Source organism: Streptomyces sp. NPDC014907, assembly GCF_055562975.1.
Window position 1 is genome coordinate 368,780 of record NZ_JBVHEG010000003.1, and the last position, 12,032, is coordinate 380,811.

13 protein-coding genes and 1 pseudogene are annotated in these 12,032 nt (G+C 75.5%); 6 read left to right on the forward strand and 8 right to left on the reverse strand.

All coding sequences use genetic code 11. From position 1 onward, the window contains the following. Positions 1-4: 4 nt before the first annotated feature. On the reverse strand, positions 5-1,534 hold the full coding sequence (locus ACZ3IL_RS10835; RefSeq protein ID WP_467389288.1) for an ABC-F family ATP-binding cassette domain-containing protein: 1,530 nt from the start codon (positions 1,532-1,534) through the stop codon (positions 5-7). Between the two features lie 291 nt (positions 1,535-1,825). On the opposite strand from ACZ3IL_RS10835, the gene ACZ3IL_RS10840 reads away from it, so the two are divergent. Together ACZ3IL_RS10840 and ACZ3IL_RS10845 are read left to right on the forward strand one after the other, a co-directional pair. Further along, positions 1,826-2,776: a DUF1648 domain-containing protein gene (locus ACZ3IL_RS10840; protein WP_467388759.1), complete on the forward strand. Its 951-nt coding sequence runs from the start codon at positions 1,826-1,828 to the stop codon at positions 2,774-2,776. A 2-nt stretch (positions 2,777-2,778) separates the two neighbouring features. Beyond that, entirely contained in the window at positions 2,779-3,135 is a 357-nt protein-coding gene (locus tag ACZ3IL_RS10845) for a GntR family transcriptional regulator (protein ID WP_467388761.1), read from the forward strand. A gap of 120 nt (positions 3,136-3,255) precedes the next feature. On the opposite strand, the gene ACZ3IL_RS10850 is transcribed toward ACZ3IL_RS10845, so the two are convergent. Further along, complete coding sequence (locus ACZ3IL_RS10850; protein ID WP_467388763.1) at positions 3,256-3,864, reverse strand: DUF5994 family protein; 609 nt, start codon at positions 3,862-3,864, stop codon at positions 3,256-3,258. Between the two features lie 337 nt (positions 3,865-4,201). Further along, the gene (locus ACZ3IL_RS10855) at positions 4,202-4,630 is read right to left on the reverse strand and encodes a MerR family transcriptional regulator (protein ID WP_467388765.1); all 429 of its coding nucleotides are present in this window, start codon (positions 4,628-4,630) and stop codon (positions 4,202-4,204) included. A 104-nt stretch (positions 4,631-4,734) separates the two neighbouring features. Between ACZ3IL_RS10855 and ACZ3IL_RS10860 the strand changes: the two genes are divergently transcribed. Continuing rightward, the gene (locus ACZ3IL_RS10860) at positions 4,735-5,094 is read left to right on the forward strand and encodes a hypothetical protein (RefSeq protein WP_467388767.1); all 360 of its coding nucleotides are present in this window, start codon (positions 4,735-4,737) and stop codon (positions 5,092-5,094) included. A 66-nt stretch (positions 5,095-5,160) separates the two neighbouring features. Here ACZ3IL_RS10860 and ACZ3IL_RS10865 read toward each other — a convergent pair whose 3' ends face one another. From ACZ3IL_RS10865 to ACZ3IL_RS10885, 5 genes and pseudogenes are all read right to left on the reverse strand, one after another. After that, positions 5,161-5,418 carry an SCO5918 family protein gene (locus tag ACZ3IL_RS10865; RefSeq protein WP_388694865.1) on the reverse strand — a complete coding sequence of 86 codons (258 nt, stop codon included), beginning with the start codon at positions 5,416-5,418 and terminating at the stop codon, positions 5,161-5,163. 148 nt (positions 5,419-5,566) lie between these two features. Then, positions 5,567-5,731, reverse strand: a pseudogene (locus ACZ3IL_RS10870) (CBS domain-containing protein); the annotation flags it as partial. Positions 5,732-5,920: 189 nt separating this feature from the next. After that, complete coding sequence (locus ACZ3IL_RS10875) at positions 5,921-7,330, reverse strand: DEAD/DEAH box helicase (protein WP_467388769.1); 1,410 nt, start codon at positions 7,328-7,330, stop codon at positions 5,921-5,923. A 262-nt stretch (positions 7,331-7,592) separates the two neighbouring features. Continuing rightward, positions 7,593-7,796, reverse strand: coding sequence for a cold-shock protein (locus ACZ3IL_RS10880; RefSeq protein WP_030206327.1), 204 nt, complete (start codon positions 7,794-7,796; stop codon positions 7,593-7,595). 337 nt (positions 7,797-8,133) lie between these two features. Continuing rightward, the gene (locus ACZ3IL_RS10885) at positions 8,134-9,075 is read right to left on the reverse strand and encodes a class I SAM-dependent methyltransferase (RefSeq protein ID WP_467388772.1); all 942 of its coding nucleotides are present in this window, start codon (positions 9,073-9,075) and stop codon (positions 8,134-8,136) included. A 593-nt stretch (positions 9,076-9,668) separates the two neighbouring features. Between ACZ3IL_RS10885 and ACZ3IL_RS10890 the strand changes: the two genes are divergently transcribed. The 3 genes from ACZ3IL_RS10890 (at position 9,669) to ACZ3IL_RS10900 (ending at position 11,988) form a co-directional block, all read left to right on the forward strand. Beyond that, positions 9,669-11,054: a glutamate decarboxylase gene (locus ACZ3IL_RS10890; protein ID WP_467388774.1), complete on the forward strand. Its 1,386-nt coding sequence runs from the start codon at positions 9,669-9,671 to the stop codon at positions 11,052-11,054. Between the two features lie 99 nt (positions 11,055-11,153). Then, positions 11,154-11,564 (forward strand): VOC family protein, encoded by a 411-nt coding sequence (locus tag ACZ3IL_RS10895; RefSeq protein WP_467388776.1) that lies wholly within the window; start codon positions 11,154-11,156, stop codon positions 11,562-11,564. A gap of 25 nt (positions 11,565-11,589) precedes the next feature. Further along, the gene (locus ACZ3IL_RS10900; RefSeq protein ID WP_467388778.1) at positions 11,590-11,988 is read left to right on the forward strand and encodes a helix-turn-helix transcriptional regulator; all 399 of its coding nucleotides are present in this window, start codon (positions 11,590-11,592) and stop codon (positions 11,986-11,988) included. The last annotated feature ends 44 nt before the right edge of the window (positions 11,989-12,032 follow it).

Consider the following 12,032-nt stretch of genomic DNA (forward strand, 5'->3'; position numbering starts at 1 on the left):
CCTCCTAGGGCACGCGGTCGGTCTCCGGGGCCAGTTCGAGCACGCGGCCCCGGAAGCCCGCCCTCAGCCGCCGGTCGTGGCTGACGACGACCAGCGTGCCCCGGTACGCGGCGAGGGCGGCCTCGATCTCCTCCACCAGGCCCGGGGCCAGGTGGTTGGTGGGCTCGTCGAGGAGGAGCAGGTCGGCGGGCGAGGTCACGAGCCGGGCCAGCTCCAGCCTGCGGCGCTGCCCGGCCGACAGGTGCCGGACGGGGGTCGTCAGGTCGCGGGCGGAGAAGAGGCCGAGGGCGAGGAGTTCGTCCGCGCGGTCCGCCCCGAAGGCCTCGGCGACCGTGCGGGGGCCGGCGGGCGGGGCCGTCTCCTGGCGGAGCAGCCCGACCCGGGCGGGCGCCTCCACGGTGCCGCCGTCCGGGACGATCTCGCCCGCGAGGACCTTCAGGAGGGTGGACTTCCCGGCGCCGTTCGGGCCGGTGACCAGGAGCCGTTCGCCCGCGTCGAGGTGGAGGGCGCCGAGCCGGAGCCGCCCGTCCACCCGTACGTCCGCGAGGTCCACGGGCGCGCCCTCCCCCGCGAGGTGCGCGCGGAACCGGAGGGGTTCCGGGGGCGCGGGCACGGGGTGGGCGGCGAGCCGGGCGAGGCGTTCGCGGGCGGCCCGGACGCGGCTCATGGCGCCGTGGGCCCGTGACCGGGCCCGGAAGGCCCCGGCCCCGCTGAACGCGGCCGGGGCCTTGCGGGGGATCGCGGAGAACCGGTCGATGTGGGTGTCCGCGAGGGCCGTGTACCGGGCGAGTTCGGCCTTCCACTCCTCGTGTTCCCTGGCCCTGCGGGCCCGTTCGGCGGCGCGTCCGGCCAGGTAGCCGGCGTAGCCGTCGCCGTAGCGGCGCAGGGTGTGGCGGTCCTCGTCGACCTCCAGGACGGCGGTGGCGACCCGGTCGAGGAAGACGCGGTCGTGGGAGACGGCGACGACCGTGCCCCGGTGGGCGCGCAACCGCTCCTCCAGCCAGGCCACGGCCTCGTCGTCGAGGTCGTTGGTGGGTTCGTCGAGGAGGAGCAGTTCGGGTTCGGCGGCGAGCACGGCGGCGAGGGCGAGCCGGGAGCGCTGTCCGCCGGAGAGCGTCCCGAGGGGCCGGTCACGGGCGGGCGGGCGGCGCTCTCCGAGCCGCCGCAGCGTCGTCTCCACCCGCCGGTCGGCCCCGGCGCCGCCCCGGGCCTCGTACGCGGCGAGCAGCCGGGCGTATCCGTCGAGGTCGCCGGTCGCGGCGAGGCCGGTCTCGGCGGCGCGGACGGCCCGCTCCAGGGCGCGCACCTCGGCGAGCGCGTGGTCGACGGCGTCCCCGACGGTGGCGTCCGGAGGGAGGCCGGGGGTCTGGGGGAGGTACCCGAGGCCGCCGGGCGCCTCGACGTCGACGTCGCCGTTGCCGGGGGCCTCCAGGCCGGCGAGCAGGCGCAGCAGGGTGGACTTCCCGGACCCGTTGTCCCCGACGACCCCGAGCCGTTCGCCGGGGCGGACGGTGAGGGAGACCCGGTCGAGCACGGTGCGGACCCGGGCGTCCGGGGTGACGTGGCACTGGGTGACGTCGGTGAGTCGGGCACGGAACAAGGGCGTTCTCCTGTGGGTCGGCGCCGTGGAACGAGCTGGACGAGACGTCTCGTCTCGCTGTGTTCCAGTGACCGTACGGCACGGACGGGCCTCCCGCAAGACGTTCCGTCTCGTCGGGTCCGCTCCCGGCGGGTTCCGGTACGGCGGCGGCCCCGTCGCGTCCGCGCTCCCGGGGCTCCCGCCATGCCGCATTGTTCTAGTAGAGTGCGAACAAGGGAGGTTTTCATGAACCACGCCACACCTCGTCTCCGGGCGCTCGCCGCGCTCCCCTTCGTCCTCGCGCTCGCCGCCTGCCTGCTGCCGCTCGCCCTCTGGTACGACCGGCTTCCCGACCCCCTCGCCACCCACTTCGGCCTCTCCGGCGGAGGCCGCGCCGACGGCTTCACCGGCCGGGCCGCCTACGCCGCCGTCGCCGCGGCCCTGCTCCTCGCCACCGCCGCCTGCTGGACGCTCGCCGTCCGCCGCACCTCCCTGTGGGGCGCCTGGGCGACGGCCGGACTCACCGGGACGCTCCTCTTCCTCGTCCCGGGGAACAACCTGGACGCCGCCGACGCGACCCTGGTCGTCTCCCCGCCCACCGACCTCGCCGCCGCGGCGGGCGCCGCCGTCCTCTGCGCGCTCACCGGCCTGGCCCTGGCCCGGCTGGTCCCCCCGGAGGCGCCCGCCCCCGCGAACGGCGCCGACGTCCCCCGGCTCCCGCTCGGCACGGGCGAGGTCGCCGGCTGGTCCCGCGCCACCGGCTCCCGGGTCCTCGTCGTCCTCTCGGCGCTCGCCCTCGCCGCCACCCCCGCCGCCCTGCTCCTGGCCCCGTGGCCCGAGGCCTGGCCCGCCCTCCTCGGCCCGGTCGCCGGGGTGCCGGGGCTCGCCCTCGCGCGCGTCCGGGTCACCGTCGACCGGCGGGGCCTGACCGTCCGGTCCGCGCTCGTCCCCCGCCCCCGCGTCCGCGTCCCGCTCGAACGGATCGTGTCCGCGACCGCCCGCGACGTCGACGCGCTCTCCGAGTTCGGCGGCTGGGGCTACCGGGTGGGGCCCCGCGGCACGGGCGTGGTGCTGCGCTCCGGCGAAGCCCTCGTCGTACGGCGGGAGGGCGGGCGCGATTTCGCGGTCACCGTGCCCGACGCGCGCACCGCCGCCGCCCTGCTGAACACGCTCGCCGAGCGGCACGGGAAGGTCTGACCGTGCTCTTCCGTGTCGACCCGGCCTCCGCCGTGCCCCTCGGTGACCAGATCGCCGCCTGCGTCCGGAGGGCGCTCGCGGACGGCTCGGCCGCACCGGGCGAACGCCTGCCCGCCGCCCGGGAGGTCGCCGACTCCCTCGGCGTCAACGTGCACACCGTCCTCCGCGGCTACCAGCGGCTCCGCGAGGAGGGCCTGATCGAACTCCGCCGGGGCCGGGGCGCCGTCGTCGTCCCCGGCGCGGGCGCCCCCGGCCGGGCCCGCCTCGTCTCCCGGCTCCGCGAGGCGGCGGCGGACGCCCGCGCCCTGGGCCTCTCGGAGGAGGAGTTCCTGGAGCTGGCGCGCACGAGCCTGGGGTAGGGCCCGGAGCGGGGACGGCCGGAGTGCGGTCGCCGTGACGGGGGTGACGCGTCGTTCGCCGCCTCGGTCTTCCTCGTGCGGAAGGGCGGTCGCCGTGACGGGGCTACGCCCTCCGCGGCCTCACCCCGGGAAACCGCCGGGCAGGGGGGCCGTCCGTCCCCCGACGGCCGGCAGCGGCGCGGGCGGGGGCAGTGTGGCCGGGAGCGGCGCGGACCGGGGGGCCGCCCCGCCGTCGTCCTCCCGGGACCGCTCGCCGCGCCGGTCGTCCCGGAGGCGGCGGCCGGTCGCGGCCTCGTCGGACAGCAGCGTTCCCGCGGTGCTGTGCCCGCCGGGCACCGAGGCGGCGGCCATCAGCCGGGCCGCGGCGACGGGATCGGTGCCGGGCGGGATCACGAGCAGGTCGCAGCGGGCGACCGCGTACGAGAGCAGGATGATCTTGTCGGGGTCCTGCTCCGTGAACCAGCCCGCGTGCACGGTGTGCCCGGGAACGGGGACCTTGTGCGGGACGACGGTCCAGTGGGCGGGGTGCACCGCGACGCGGGTGACGCGGCCCCAGCGTTCCCGGAGGGCGTCCACCAGCGCCGGGAGTTCGGCCGCCAGATCGCGCGAGCGGGGCCACCAGGCTCCGTCCAGACGGCCGGGGAGCGGGCTCGCGGGCGTGAGCGCCAAGCGGGCCGGAAGGGGGGCGACGGGCGCGCGGACGGCGCTCCGGTCGATGGTCGCGGACATGGCACGGACCTGTCCCCGGGCCGCCCGCGGGGAGCGGCCCAGCGTATTGATCGCCGGAAACGACGTCCGCGTGGAAGCGGATGTACGGGATACTCCCGGTAACCGCCAGCTTACTCCGGTGGGGCGCCCGGCGGGCCGTTTCCGGCCCCCGGTCTTCGCCACCGCCCCGGGAGGCACCGGAGAGTCCGGGGTTCCCGTGCCGTGCGGCCGGGTCCGTGCCGGGGGCGCCGGGACGCCGTGCGACGGCCCGCGAAGGGCCCGCGCGGGGCCCGTGGAGCGGCGGCCGGCCGCGCCGTGCCCCGCCGTGCGGATTCCCGTCGCCCGTACGGCGCCCGGCTCAGCCCGCCGCCCGGCCCGGCTCCTGCCCCGGTTCCTGACCCGGTTCCCCGCCCCCGGCCGGTTCCGCCCGCCCGGCCCGGCCCGCCTCCGAGGGCGTCTCCGCCCCCGTCCGCTCCGCCGCCCGCCGGTACTCGGCGTTGATGCGCTGGGCCTCCTCCAGCTGGTCCTCCAGGATGACGATGCGGCAGGCCGCCTCGACCGGAGTGCCCTGGTCCACGAGTTCCCGGGCGCGGGCCGCCACCCGCAGCTGGTAGCGGGAGTAGCGCCGGTGGCCGCCCTCGGAACGCAGCGGGGTGATCAGGCGGGCCTCACCGATGGCGCGGAGGAAGCCCGGGGTCGTGCCGAGCATCTCTGCGGCCCTGCCCATCGTGTAGGCCGGGTAGTCGTCGTCGTCGAGTCGGCCGCCGAGCGGATTGTCCGCTGTCATCTGCACCTCTTCCAGGGAACGCTTCGGGGCCCCGGTGCCGCGCGGCACCGGGGCCCCGGGGCAAATTCAACCACCGGAGGGCGCGCCGCCTAGAATCGGCTCTCATGTCGAAGCCTGACGAACTGCTCGTTGACATTGCCGCCACGGTGGAGTCCGGACAGAGCAACCAGATGTCCCTGACCGTGGTCGCGGGGGGCGTGGTCATCACCGGGCGGCTGGCCCCGGAGGCCCTGTGGAGAGAACGGGTGTCGGAGGTCCTGACGGACTCCGCCCGGCTGGGCGAGTTCTCCAAGGTCTTCAGCCCCGTCGAACCGAAGGAGGAGCCCCCCACGCACCTCCACTTCCACCTCGCCCGGATTCTCCAGGGCACGGTGGGCATCCCCGAGACCGGCGGCATGTACCGCGTCGCGATCGCGGATGTCAGCGCCTGGACGGTGGGCGACATCAGCTACTCCGACCACTGACCCGACGACGAGGGCCCGACCGGCGTGCCGGTCGGGCCCTGTCGTCGTTCCGTCCGCCGGTGGCGGTCAGACGGTCTCGGCGGTCTCCACGGGGAACGTGCCGCAGGTGAAGCCGAGGCGGGTCATGGCGCGCACGACCTCGCCCGCGCTGAAGTCGCGCCGGTCCTGGCGGGTGACGACCTCACCGACCTGCTTCACGGGGTACTGGCGGCGGCCGATGGTGACGAACTCGCCGGTGCCCGGCTCGGGCTTGACGCCCTTCATCGAATCCAGCACGCCGCTCTTCGTCAGGTCGAAGGGGAAACGGGCGATGACACAGCGCATGATGCCTCTCAGGGGGTAGCGGGGAGCGGGGGCGGGAACCGGCCCGGGCGCCGGGGGGGCGTACGGACCGGAGGAGGTGCGGAGGAGCGGGTGCCCGGCGGCGTCCGGGGAAGGACGTCCGGGCGGACGCTCAGCGGGCCGGCGCGACGACGACGTCCCGCAGCCGGAGCCGGTCCGTGTACGAGGAGCCGTCGCGGACGGCGGCGAGCTGGGCCCGGGTGACCAGGCCGGTGGACTCGCCGTCGACGTCGCAGACGAGCAGCCGCCCGGTGCGGGCACCCGCCATGACGGACAGGGCCACCTCGACGGTCATGTGGTCGGAGGCCTGCGTGGCCGCCTCGTCGGGGGAGACGCGGCGGGGCTGCGTGGGGAGCGGTGTCACGGGGTGCCTCCTGCGGAGAAGTGGGGTGCGCCGTACCGGGACGCGCGACCGGCCCGGGACGTGCCCCGGCCGTCGCGCGGAGCCGGGGCGGACGGGCACCCGGCCCCGCGCGGAGACGGCCTAGGCGGCGGCGCGGCGGGGGGCCCGGCGGGGCCGGCTCCGCCGGGGGCGGCCGGTGGCGCCGTCGCGGCGCCGTTCCGCCGCCGGGGCCGTGATGACGACGGGGACGCCGGACGGGGCCTGCGCGCCGGTGATGCGGTGCAGCTCGGGCTCGCCGGAGCGGACCTGGGTGACGTGGGGCCGGATGCCCGCGTCCGCCATGAGGCGGACCATGCCGCGGCGCTGGCCCGGGGTGACCAGGGTGACGACGCTGCCGGACTCGCCCGCGCGAGCGGTGCGGCCGCCGCGGTGCAGGTAGTCCTTGTGGTCGGCGGGCGGGTCCACGTTGACGACGAGGTCGAGGTTGTCGACGTGGATGCCGCGGGCGGCGACGTTCGTGGCGACGAGCACGGAGACGTGCCCGGTCTTGAACTGCGCCAGGGTGCGGGTGCGCTGCGACTGCGACTTCCCGCCGTGCAGCGCGGCGGCCCGCACCCCGCTCAGGAGGAGGTCCCGGGTCAGCCGGTCGACGTCGTGCTTGGTGTCGAGGAACATGATCACGCGCCCGTCGCGGGCGGCGATCTCCGTCGTGGTGGCCTGCTTGTCGGAGCCGTGGACGTGCAGCACGTGGTGCTCCATCGTCGTGACCGCGCCGGCGGACGGGTCGACCGAGTGGACGACCGGGTCGGTCAGGTAGCGGCGCACCAGCAGGTCGACGTTGCGGTCCAGGGTGGCGGAGAACAGCATCCGCTGCCCCTCCGGCCGCACCTGGTCGAGCAGCGCGGTGACCTGCGGCATGAAGCCCATGTCGGCCATCTGGTCGGCCTCGTCCAGGACGGTGATCTCGACGCGGTCGAGGACGCAGTCGCCGCGGTCGATGAGGTCCTTCAGACGGCCGGGGGTGGCGACGACGACCTCGGCACCGGCGCGGAGCGCGTGCGTCTGGCGCCCGATCGACACCCCGCCGACGACGGTGGTCGTCCGGAGCCTGAGCGAGCGGGCGTACGGGGTGAGGGCGTCGGTCACCTGCTGGGCCAGCTCGCGGGTGGGCACGAGGACCAGGGCGAGCGGCTGGCGGGGCTCGGCGCGCTTCCCGGCGGTCCGGGCGAGCAGCGCGAGGCCGAAGGCCAGGGTCTTGCCGGAACCGGTCCGGCCGCGTCCCAGGGCGTCACGGCCCGCGAGGGTGTTCGGCAGGGTCGCGCCCTGGATGGGGAACGGCACCGTCATGCCCTCGGCGGTGAGCGCGGAGAGCAGCGGGGCGGGCAGGTCGAGCGCGGCGAACGTCTCGACGGCCGGCAGCGCGGGGGTGACCGTCCGGGGGAGGGCGAACTCGGCGGGCGGGCCCGAGGGGGCGCGGCCTCCGCCCTGGGGGCGGGTGCGGCCGCGGGGCTGCGTGCGGGCGGAGCGGGTGTGCGTGTGCGTACGGTTCACGGCGAACCTTCCTCGATGCGGCGCATATCAAGGAATTCCCGCAGCAGAAGTGCAGCACGGATAATTGCGAGACAAGCCGAACCGAAAGTGGGAGTGCGGCCGACCGGCGGTTCCTGCTACGGGTCGAACGCCGAAACATGCGTTCATACGCATGATCGAAATGTGCAACGAGCCGGGCCCCGCACCCCAAGGTGCGGGTCCCGGCTCGTCCTACGCGTCAGCGCTCCGTGCCGGTGTCGGCGTCAGAGCTCGGCGTCGATGTTCAGGCGGAGACGATGTTCTCGGCCGTCGGGCCCTTCTGGCCCTGCGCGATGTCGAAGTTCACCTTCTGGCCTTCCTGGAGCTCACGGAAGCCCTGCGAGGCGATGTTCGAGTAGTGGGCGAACACGTCGGGGCCGCCACCGTCCTGCTCGATGAAGCCGAAGCCCTTTTCCGCGTTGAACCACTTCACGGTGCCAGATGCCATGTCAATTCTCCTTCGGGGCAGTGCTCGGAGCCCACACCGTGTGGACTCCGTGTCGCCGCGATGATTGCCCCAACCGGAAAAGACCGGAAATGCTCAAGCTTTGGGAACCACAACTGCAACTTCTATCGACAGTAGCACGGTGGGGAGCGCATTGTGGGGTGGGCGATCCTTTCCGCGTGGACCGGTGAGAAATCCTCACGGCGCGTGGTGCCGAATTCTTACGTCGCGGAAACAGATTTTTTCGGCCCGGTCCGCCATTCGGTCCACCGCCCGCCGGTCCGCAGCCCGGTCCGCAGCCCGGTACGCGGCCCGGTCCGCAGCCCGGTGCGTCGCCAGGTCACCGCTTCGTTCCCGAGACGACGAGGAACGGCGGACGGTCCGCCTCCGCCGGATCGTTCCCCAGCAGGGCGGAGTGGCGGGGGAGCACCGGCTCGTGGACGTCGAGATCGGTGAAACCGGCCTTGCCCAGGACGTCCAGGTAGGTCTGGCACGGCCAGTGGTGGTCGGACAGCTCCAGCGGGGCGCCGCCGCCCGGCCGGTCGAGCAGGGTCCGCCGGCGCTCGCCCTTGGTGTACACGCGGCCGGGTTCGCCGGTGCGGAAGGTGGAGAAGCGGACGCCGGTGCTGCGCGGGTTGACGTCCAGGACGGCGTACCGGCCGCCGGGACGCAGGACGCGGTGGACCTCGGCGGCCATCTCGTGCAGGGTCCCGGTCCCGCCGGCGGTGACGAAGACGAAGCAGGACATGGCGGCGTCCACGGAGCCGTCGTCCAGGAACGCCAGCCGGCCGTCGTCGATCAGGCGGAGGTCGATCCGGGGGTGCGGGTACCGCTCGCGGGCGAGGGCCAGCATGCGGGGCGAGACGTCGGCGGCCACGACGCGCGCGTCCGAGGCCGCGACGACGCGGGCGGCGACCCTGCCCGGCCCGCAGCCGTGGTCCAGGACCGTGCGGACGGCGGAGGAGCCGATGCCGAGGGCGTGGAAGACGGCCGGGTAGCCGATGAGGCGCTCGGGGAGGTCGTCGTAGGAGGCGTAACCGTCGGCGAGGTCGTCGTAGGAGCCGTAGCTGTCGGCGGGGTCGGCTGGGTCGCCGTGGGGGGCGGGGGAGCCGTGGCCGTCGGCGAGGTCGCCCTGGGGGACGTGGCGGTCGTGGGGGCCGTGAGGGTTGTGGGGGCCGTGGCCGCCGGCGGGGCCGTCGGCGCCCGCCCGCACCGCTCCGGGGCCGGTGCCGTTCGCGCCGCCGGTGTCGTTCCTGCCGCTCGTGGGGGTCGTCAGGGTCATACGGGGTCGCCTTTCGGTGGTCGGTTCGGGGCCGGCCGGGGCCGGGGGGAGCCGGGGCCCGTCCCCGGCTCCGCCGTGATCCGGTTCCGCCGGAACGTACTGGTTGTCCCGTCGTGCCGGTATCCGCCCGATCAGCCGGGATCATCCTCGTGCGGCGGAGGGTCCTCGCAGGTCAGGCAGGCGACGGGCCGCCGGGCGGGGCCGGGTGGAGGGGGCGCGCGCGACGCGAGAGGACGCTCCCGCACCCCTCCAACGGGCGAACCCCCGGCCCGGCCGCCGTACGGAACCGCAGGTCGGAGGCGCGAGGACCGTCAAGGCGGCGAACGGGCCCGGCCCCGGGCCCGCCGCCGGGCCCCGGTCGGCGGCCCGCGACCTCCGCCCCGCCCCTCCTCACCCGCTCGGGCCGACCGCCGCCTCCGCCCCGCCCCTCCTCACCCGTCCGGTCCCCGGCCCGTGACCTCCGCCCCGCCCCTCCTCACCCGCCCGGGTCAACCGCCGCCTCCGCCGCCGGGCACGGCCCCCGCCCCCGTGGGTTGATGGGGGGACGGCCGTCCGCGCCGGACGGGCCGGTGTCGGCGAGCGAAGGGGAGACCGTGGCGCTCCACGAGATGAGGCCCCCGGCGGGCGACAGGGCGACGGACGTGTTCGCCTCGCCGCTCAGTGAGCGGGTCCTGCCGAAGTACCGCATGCCCGAGGAGCCCTCCCTCCCCGAGGTCGTCTACGCGATGCTCCACAACGAGCTGCTGCTCGACGGGAACGCGGCGCAGAACCTGGCGACGTTCTGCACGACCTGGTCGGACGACGAGGTCCGCCGGCTGATGGACGAGTGCCTCGACAAGAACATGGTCGACAAGGACGAGTACCCGCAGACCGCCGAGATCGAGGCGCGGTGCGTGAACATCCTGGCCGATCTGTGGAACGCCCCGGTGGCGGGGGACGGCGGCGCCATGGGCTGCTCCACCACCGGCTCCAGCGAGGCCGCCATGCTGGGCGGCCTGGCGCTGAAGTGGCGGTGGCGCGAGCGCCGCCGGGCCGGGGGCAGGCCCGCCGACCGGCCCAACATCGTCGCGGGACCCGTACAGGTCTGCTGGGAGAAGTTCGCCCGCTACTTCGACGTCGAACTGCGCCAGGTCCCCCTGGAGGAGGGGGCGACCGGCCTGCGGCCCCACCAGCTGCGCGCGTACGTCGACGAGAACACCATCGGCGTCGTCGCCATCCTCGGCGTCACCTTCACCTGCGCCTACGAGCCGGTCGCGGAGATCGCCGCCGAACTCGACCGCATCGAGCGGGAGACCGGCATCGACGTCCCCCTCCACGTCGACGCCGCGAGCGGCGGCTTCGTCGCGCCCTTCCTCCACCGGGACCTCGTCTGGGACTTCCGCCTCGAACGGGTCTCCTCCATCAACGCCTCCGGCCACAAGTACGGCCTCGCGCCCCTCGGCGTCGGCTGGGCGGTCTGGCGCACCCGGGACCTGCTGCCGAAGGACCTGGTGTTCGACGTCGACTACCTCGGCGGCGACCTCCCGACCTTCGCCCTCAACTTCTCCCGCCCCGGCGGCGAGATCGTCGCCCAGTACTACAACTTCCTGCGCCTGGGCCGCACCGGGTACCGGCTCGTCCAGGAGGCCTGCGCGGACACCGCCCGGTACCTGGCCGGCCGGATCGCGGAGATGGGCCCCTTCACCCTGCTCCACGACGGGAACGGCGCGCTGCCCGCCGTCTCGTACACCCTCACCGACCCGGCGGGCGCGGGCTTCAGCCTGTACGACCTCTCCGACCAGCTCCGGATGCGCGGCTGGCAGGTGCCGTCCTACCCGCTGCCCGCCGACCGGCACGAGACCGTCGTCCAGCGGGTCCTGATCCGGCACGGCATCGGCCGGGACGAAGTGGACCTGCTGGCCCGGGACGTGCGCCACTCCCTGGAGCGCCTGACGCGGGGCCGGCCGGCGGACGAGGACCGCACCGGCTTCCACCACTGAGCGGGCCGGACCGCCGGGACCCGTGCCCTTCCCGGGCGGCCCGGAACCGGTCAGGATCGGAGAAGCGCGGGACCCCGGCACCCGTCTAGCGTGCTGTGCATGGACCTCACCATTCACACCACCGCCCTCCCGCACGACGACCCGGACGCCTCCCTGGCCTTCTACCGCGACATCCTCGGCTTCGAGGTCCGCGGTGACGTCGGCCAGGGGAGGACGCGCTGGATCACGGTCGGACCGGCCGGGCAGCCCGGCACGTCGATCCTGCTCGCGCCGCCCGCCATGGACCCCGGCATCACCGAGGACGAGCGCCGCACCATCACCGAGATGATGGCCAAGGGCACGTACGGCTGGATCCTGCTGGCCACCCCCGACCTCGACGCCACCTTCGAGAAGGTGCGGGCCGCCGGGGCCGAGGTCGTCCAGGAGCCGACGGAGCAGCCGTACGGCATCCGCGACTGTGCCTTCCGCGACCCGGCGGGCAACCTGATCCGCGTCCAGGAACTCCGCTGACCCGCACGGCCGGGAGGAGCCCGTCATGTGTCACCCCGCCTGGGCACGCGCCCGCGCCGAGGCGCGGCACCTGGACGACCTCGTCCGCCTGCGCCGCGTCCGCGACCGGCTCGACCGGGAGTACGCGCGACCGCCGGACGTCGGAGAGCTGGCCCGCGGCGCGGGCATGGAGCCCGGACGCCTCGGCCGTGCGTTCCGGCTCGCGTACGGCGCCCCGCCGCACGTCTACCTGACGGCGCGGCGCGTCGAACGCGCGAGGACGCTGCTGCACCACGGCGACCCGGGCGAGGCCGAACTGGCCGGTCTGGTCGGCTTCCCGACGCCGTCCGCCTTCCGCGCCCGCTTCGCCGAACTGGTCGGCACACCGCCCGGCGCCTACCACCGGGCGGCCGCGTGCCGCCTCCCCGGAGAGCGGGGCGCGTGACGGGGGCCTGTGGCCGGGAGCCGGGCCGGCCCCCGGGAAGCACC